This window comes from uncultured Veillonella sp. (assembly GCF_963522475.1).
Classification (GTDB): Bacteria; Bacillota; Negativicutes; order Veillonellales; family Veillonellaceae; genus Veillonella.
Genome location: NZ_CAUQYW010000028.1, coordinates 1 through 4537 on the forward strand (window position 1 = coordinate 1; position 4537 = coordinate 4537).

The window sequence follows — 4537 nt, forward strand, 5'->3', positions numbered from 1 at the left end:
ATACAGTAATAGGTATTACACAAATTGAAAGGAGTTTTATTATGAGTGTAACAACCACTGCCCCTCCTCAAAAGGCGCGTACAACTGCTCAAAATATTGGACTTATTTTATCCTTTATTGTTTTAGGCGGTATTTTATTATTGCCTACACCGGAAACATTATCTACCGGCGGTCATCGTATGATTGGCGTCCTCGCCTTTGCTATCATCTTATGGATGACCTCAGCTGTTTCTTATCCAGTAAGTGCTACTATGATTACTGCACTTACAGCTCTACTATTAGGATTCTCACCAAATCCCGAAGCACCTGCTAAGGCGATGGGCACAGCCAATGCCTTGAAGCTTATCATTTCTGGTTATTCTTCACCAGCCATGATTCTTGTAGGTGCCGCTATGTTTATCTCTGTAGCTATGCGCAAAACAGGTCTCGATCGTCGTATTGCCATGTTAGTACTGTCTAGCGTTGGTACTAAGGTAAGTCGTATTTATTTAGGTGTTATTATTACAGGACTTATCCTCGCCTTCTTCGTACCCAGTGCAACAGCTCGTATTGCTTGCTTAGCACCGATTATCATTGGTATTGTTGAGAACTTAGGTATTGAACGTAAAAGCCGCGTAGCCGCTCTACTCATGGTAGGTGCCGTACAAGCTGATACGTTCTGGAATATTATGATTCAAACAGCTGCCGCTCAAAACCTTGTGGCTGTAGGCTTTATACAAACTCAGATGAATACATCTATTAGCTGGATAGATTGGCTCACAGCAGCGGCTCCATTCTCCATCATTATGGTTATCATCGCCTACTTCTTAACACAAGCATTAATCAAGCCAGAGTTTAAAGAACTTGTAGGTGGCGATGTACAACTCGCTAAAATGCGCCAAGAAATCGGTCCTATGAGTACTGATGAAAAGAAACTGTTATGTATCTCTATCGGTCTACTCGCATTGTGGGCTACTGGTGGAAAGCTCCATAGTATCGACACAACAACTACAACAATTGTGGCCATTGCATTATTCTTCTTCCCTAAAATTGGTATCATGGATTGGAAATTTGCACAGCCAAACATCGACTGGGGTTCCATCGTTATGTTTGGTGCTGGTATCGGTTTAGGCTCTGTATTACTCAAAACAAAAGCGGCTACATGGCTTGCTCAAGTATTCGTAAATGCTTTCTCCCTTGAAAGTGCCAGCGTATTCATCTTAATTGCTGTAATAGCGGCTTTTCTCATTGTCATTCACCTAGGCTTTGCATCTGCTACAGCGCTCTCCTCTGCTATGATTCCTATCGTAATATCCATCGTAGTAGGTCACAATGCAGAAGGTCTTAACCCAATTGGTGTAACCATGCTTATGCAATACGCTATCTGCTTCGGTCTAGTGTTACCAGTAAACTCACCGCAAGGTATGGTAGCTTATGGTACCGACACATTCGATGTAAAAACATTTATGACTACAGGTATTCCTTTGACTATCATTGGCTATGTGATGATGCTTGTATTCGCATTAACATATTGGCACTGGATTGGAATCGCATAATACTGTACTTTCATAAAAATCATATATAAACAAAAAGGCTCTGTCATAATAAGACAGAGCCTTTTAGATATTCACTATATTATTCTAATTCTTTACCTTTAAGTTCAGGGATTAAGAATACAGTTGCAAGAATATCAAGTACATAGATAATAGCTAGGAATGCAATTGCTACTTGGTAGGAGTACATAGAGATGATCATACCTACTACCATTGGGCTAAAGCCACCTACAGCACGACCGATGTTAAATAGTACATTTTGAGCCGTTGCACGGGCAGTTGTTGGATAGGCTTCTGCCATCAAAGCACCATAGCCACCCATCATACCATTTACAGAGGCGCCTAAAATAGCACCGGCAAATAGCATCGCTGTTGGATCAGATAGTTGAGAATAGATTAAAATAGATACTACAGCACATACTTGGAATAGAATGAATGTAGGTTTACGACCTATTTTATCAGCCAAGCGGCCAAACAACCAAATACCAACCATCATGCCACATACAGTGACCGCAGTCCATAAACCAGATTTGGTAAGGGAAAAACCTAATTGTTTACTCAAGAAATTAGGTAACCAAATCATAATACCGTAATAACCAAAGTTTTGAACAGATGTGAGTATCGCAACACCAATAGATGTCTTTGTAGTCCTTACATCTTTTACTAATAACTTGAAAGAGTTTGTATGTGAATGCTCTTTATCTTCTTTACTTTGTACAAAGATTTCTGGTTCGTGTAGCTTAGCACGGAATACCCATGCCACAAAAGCTGGAATAATACCAACCATAAACATACCACGCCATCCAATGATAGGAATGAGTAATGGTGTTAACAAAGCAGCAGCCAACACGCCTAATTGCCAACCAAGAGCAACATAACTAGTCGCTTTTGCACGATGTTGTGCAGGCCAAGCCTCAGCAGCTAACGCCATGCCAATACCAAATTCACCACCTAAACCAATGCCAGCGATTGTACGGTAAATAAGAAGATCCCAATAGCCTTGAGCAAAAGCACAGAGGCCAGTAAATACAGCAAAGAGTACAATGGTCCAAGTTAATACTCGAACTCGACCAAACTTATCGGACAAAGTACCAAACACTAAACCGCCAAGTACGGCACCCACCAAGGTCCACGTCACCAAAGAACCGGCTTGACCAGTGGTCAAGCCTAAATCTCCAGAAATTAAGGTCAGCATAAAACCTAAAATCAAGAGATCAAAACCATCCATGGCATAACCGATAGAGGACCCAATAACGGCTTTCCAACCGTAGGAATTTATTTCTTTCATAATCTTACCTTTCGTTACTCACAGGTAACAGTTAAAGAGATAGCCCCCACTATACAAAGGTTCAACGCCTAGACTTAAGTCTAATGAAAGGCTTTAGTATATGGGGGCTAAGTATTTAGTTACGATCTTTGATTTCAACCTTAATAGAATTGAAGAATTCTTCGAATGGTACGGAACCTAATTCATCACCACCGTGTTTACGAACGTTGACTGTACCTTCTTCAACTTCTTTATCACCAACAACAAGCATGTAAGGAACTTTTTCCATTTGTGCTTGGCGAATTTTGTAACCAATTTTTTCGTTGCGATCGTCTACTTCTACGCGAACGTAGTCATGGCGCATTTGTTTTGCCAATTGGTTAGCGTATTCCACGTGTTTTTCGGAGATAGGTAATACTTTCACTTGAACAGGTGCCATCCAAGTTGGGAATGCACCAGCATAGTGTTCAGTCAAGATACCGATAAAACGTTCCATAGAGCCAAAGCATGCACGGTGAATCATGATAGTACGATGTTTTTGACCATCTTCACCGATATATTCTACGTTGAAGCGTTCAGGCAAGTTCATATCCAATTGGATAGTACCACATTGCCATGTACGGCCCAAGGAATCTTCGATATGGTAATCAAGTTTAGGGCCGTAGAATGCGCCGTCGCCAGGGTTGATAACATAATCGATGCCTTTTGCTTCGATAGCGTTACGCAATGCTTCTGTAGCTGCTTCCCAAATTGCATCATCACCCATTGCATTGTCTGGTTTAGTAGACAATTCAACATGGTATTTCAAACCGAATTGGCTATAGATACGATCGAACAATTCGATAACTTTCATCAATTCGGATTGCATTTGTTCAGGCAACATAAATACGTGCGCATCGTCTTGTGTGAAAGCACGAACGCGGAATAAGCCGTGTAGTGCGCCAGATAATTCATGACGATGAACTAGGCCAAGTTCTGCATAACGAAGTGGCAAGTCACGGTAGGAATGCATTTCGTTTTGGTAAACCAAGATACCGCCTGGGCAGTTCATAGGTTTAATGGCATATTCTTCGTCATCAATGATTGTAGTATACATATTTTCACGGTAATGTTCCCAGTGACCAGATGTTTCCCACAAATGTTTATTCAAGATGATTGGTGTGCGGATTTCATCATATTCGAAATCATGATGTACTTCGCGCCAGAAGTTTTCCAATTCGTTGCGAAGAGCCATACCTTTTGGTAAGAAGAATGGGAAGCCTGGACCTTCTTCTTTGATAACGAACAAGCCAAGTTCTTTACCGAGTTTACGATGGTCGCGTTTAGCTGCTTCTTCAAGCATGTGAAGGTATGCATCAAGTTCTTCTTTCTTTTCAAATGCTGTACCGTAGATACGTTGCAACATTTTGTTCTTTTCATCGCCGCGCCAGTATGCACCTGCAATGCTTTGTAATTTGAAAGCTTTTACCTTACCAGTGGATGCCACGTGAGGACCTGCACAAAGATCGATGAAGTCGCCTTGAGCATAGCAAGAAATAACAGCATCTTCATGAAGGTCTTCAATCAATTCTACCTTGTAATCTTCGTTTTTAGATTTGAAGAACTCGATAGCTTCTTGACGAGACATTACGGATTTAGTGATAGGCAAGTTTTCTTTTACAATACGGCTCATTTCCTTTTCGATTTTAGTCAAATCTTCAGGAGTCAATGTATGTTCCATATCGATATCATAGTAGAA

Annotated in this window: 3 protein-coding genes; 1 reads left to right on the forward strand and 2 read right to left on the reverse strand. The window is 41.0% G+C overall.

Annotation, left to right across the window (positions count from 1 at the left end):
• The first annotated feature begins 41 nt into the window (after positions 1 to 41).
• Positions 42 to 1535 (forward strand): DASS family sodium-coupled anion symporter, encoded by a 1494-nt coding sequence (locus RWP19_RS09355; protein WP_314357426.1) that lies wholly within the window; start codon positions 42 to 44, stop codon positions 1533 to 1535.
• 79 nt (positions 1536 to 1614) lie between these two features.
• Here the strand turns inward: RWP19_RS09355 and RWP19_RS09360 are convergent, their stop codons facing one another.
• Together RWP19_RS09360 and thrS are read right to left on the reverse strand one after the other, a co-directional pair.
• A complete protein-coding gene (locus RWP19_RS09360) occupies positions 1615 to 2820 on the reverse strand; it encodes an MFS transporter (protein WP_314357427.1) in 1206 nt (401 codons plus the stop codon).
• A 115-nt stretch (positions 2821 to 2935) separates the two neighbouring features.
• On the reverse strand, positions 2936 to 4537 hold a 1602-nt coding region (gene thrS, locus RWP19_RS09365; RefSeq protein ID WP_314357428.1), incomplete at its 5' end, for a threonine--tRNA ligase.

Bases quoted from the DNA above. Each gene is read 5' to 3' on its own strand.
- RWP19_RS09355 (WP_314357426.1), top strand. From the start codon at position 42: ATGAGTGTAACAACCACTGCCCCTCCTCAAAAGGCGCGTACAACTGCT.
- RWP19_RS09360 (WP_314357427.1), bottom strand. From the start codon at position 2,820: ATGAAAGAAATAAATTCCTACGGTTGGAAAGCCGTTATTGGGTCCTCT.